We start from the raw sequence: 2,481 nt of genomic DNA on the forward strand, positions 1-2,481 counted from the left end.
AAGGTATTGTGCTAATGTTGTGTTTAAAACTAAAAAATTCTGTCTTGAATAAAGCTACAAGCAAGTATTTACGTTAAAATCATCCTGAATATTAAAATTTTTTGCGAAAGTGAATAACCTCAAAACAATAAATTTTATATGAGTATAAGTGCTTAAGTAATTATGGCTATTGACAGATGAATTATTTTAGGGTATAGAAATTGCTTTTCCAGATTGAAATAGAATATTTGAGGAATGCTAAAAAATAATAGAATTGATTTAGAAATCTGAAATTGAAAGTAGTTTCTAGTAAAAAATAATCTTACTTGAGTAGTCAAATACTTGAGATTAGCCAGAATAAATTTTTTGATGAGATTTTTCTAACTTCTTCCTTCTTGGTTAAATTTTTTTCTCAGAGGGATCGCCAATTAAAATATCTCAAGTCAAATTACAAAAGCGATCGTGAAAGATGATAAATCTTAAATCTAGTCTAATGTTTGAATCATACGGTTCAGTATGGCACATTGTATGAACAACTCTACTGCTTGATTGTCGAATTTTCGTCACTCCCTTACTCCCTTCCCCTCGTATGAATTCTATTTAACTGCTCTAAAGCCCATTTTGCTGTTTTTTCAACTTCTGGATCTGGGTCATATTCTGCTTGTTGCAAGAGGTTAGTTATTTGAATAATTAACTCATAAATTCGTGTTAAATCTCGGATAGCATTTTTTCTGACTTCTGCATTATCATTCTGTAGTGATATTGCTAAAGCTCTACTCATTGGTTTTAATGTTCTAGTGCCAATTTCTGAGAGAGTCGCTAAAATTAAACTTTGCTGTTTAGAATCAGAATCTATGAGTAAATTAACTAATGGTTGAACAGCTCTAGAGTCTCCTTTTTGACCAAGCTCCCAAATAGCTTGATGCCGTTTTTTAGGGTCAAAATTTTGCAATTCATTAATTAATTGTTCAACAATATTAACTTGAGGCAAAGGATAATTATTTGGCTGAGTAATATTTTTAGAATCTTGAACGATATAATTTTCGTCAGTTGATTTTGGTAAATTTAGTGGAGTTTCTTTTGGCTCATAATTATTATCTTCTTGGCGATTAATAGGAGAATTACTATCAACTATAGGAAANGGATAATTATTTGGCTGAGTAATATTTTTAGAATCTTGAACGATATAATTTTCGTCAGTTGATTTTGGTAAATTTAGTGGAGTTTCTTTTGGCTCATAATTATTATCTTCTTGGCGATTAATAGGAGAATTACTATCAACTATAGGAAATGTTTCTGCTTCAATTTCTTGATGATCTAATTTGGAGCTATTATAGGAAATTGGCACATAAGTATTTTCCCCTAGTTGCCCTTGTTGTGCAGGAACAAAAGAATCTTCAGTCTTGGCCATGGCAGAGTCTTGGGGAGATGTTGGCCATTGAGGGGGATTAAGATTGGGATGGTTAGTTTCTAGATCGGGTGAAGTTGCTTCTGGTATTTGCTCTGGAGAGGATAGGTCTTCTGGATATAAATCTTCTTTAGGTTGATGATCGTCAAACAGCTTAAGTAAAATAAATACTGCTGTACCAGTGACTAGAACAGATATGATACTCAACAGGAATAGTGTTTTTCGCCCTCCTAGAGATTTAATTATGGAACGAACTGGTTTGGGCACATTGGAATCAGAGGAATTTGATTTTTTTTTCTTGGTCTCAGATTCTTTGCCTTTTGAGTCACTATCTTGAGCAAGATACAGAGTAACTGGATAACTTTGATGAGATTGTAGGTTTACTGTTTTTGTAAAGGTACGATTACTGAATTCCCCTGTCCTGGAATTATAAATTATGGCTCTACTGGCAGTTGGAGAAAAGCAGCATAAAGTCAACCATGTAATAATAAAAAAAGTAGATTTGTGGTGGAGCATGATGTTCTCTCAGGAGTTTTCAGAGGCAACTTTTACAGAATGATAGGTCATTAGAGTTTAGTTTCAGGTTCGCTACTATTAGTTAAAAATAGGCAAATCCTGAAAATTTTAGCTACAAAATATAGAAGTTTTAGCTACAAAACTACTACTGTAAATTACATATAATTAGTCATAAATTTAGCACAGAAAAGAAAAGTAAAGTCAAACTTAAAGATTAAAAAATAGTCTGATACCAGGATAAGTTTGAGGTAATGCCAAATTTTCACTTTCCCTGGGTTTGGGTATGGTTCAAACTAGAGGTTCGACTAGAAGTTAACCATCTACATCCTTAGTCGCTACTAAAATCTCTGAAATAATAGTATAAAGATTCTGATTATACTAGGACAGACTCCATAGGAATTCACTTAAATAATATTAAAAATAATTTCACACCGTAGGTTATCAAAATAATCAGTGGAAATAATTATCAATTAAAACTTTGGCTCCTAATAACATGACTGTATTGACTTTTGACTATCCATATTAGACTTTTGCTTAAAGAAATTGTAAAAATGTACCTTAACCATAACACATAATAT

At 32.0% G+C, this 2,481-nt stretch carries 1 protein-coding gene; it reads right to left on the reverse strand.

Annotation, left to right across the window (positions count from 1 at the left end):
• Window positions 1–550 precede the first annotated feature (550 nt).
• Window positions 551–1,120 (reverse strand): HEAT repeat domain-containing protein (locus AFK68_RS01845; RefSeq protein WP_210407178.1); only part of this gene is annotated, 570 nt, incomplete at its 5' end.
• Window positions 1,121–2,481 lie beyond the last annotated feature (1,361 nt).

The sequence above is a fragment of the Hydrocoleum sp. CS-953 genome, assembly GCF_002260545.1.
Lineage (GTDB): Bacteria > Cyanobacteriota > Cyanobacteriia > Cyanobacteriales > Microcoleaceae > Trichodesmium.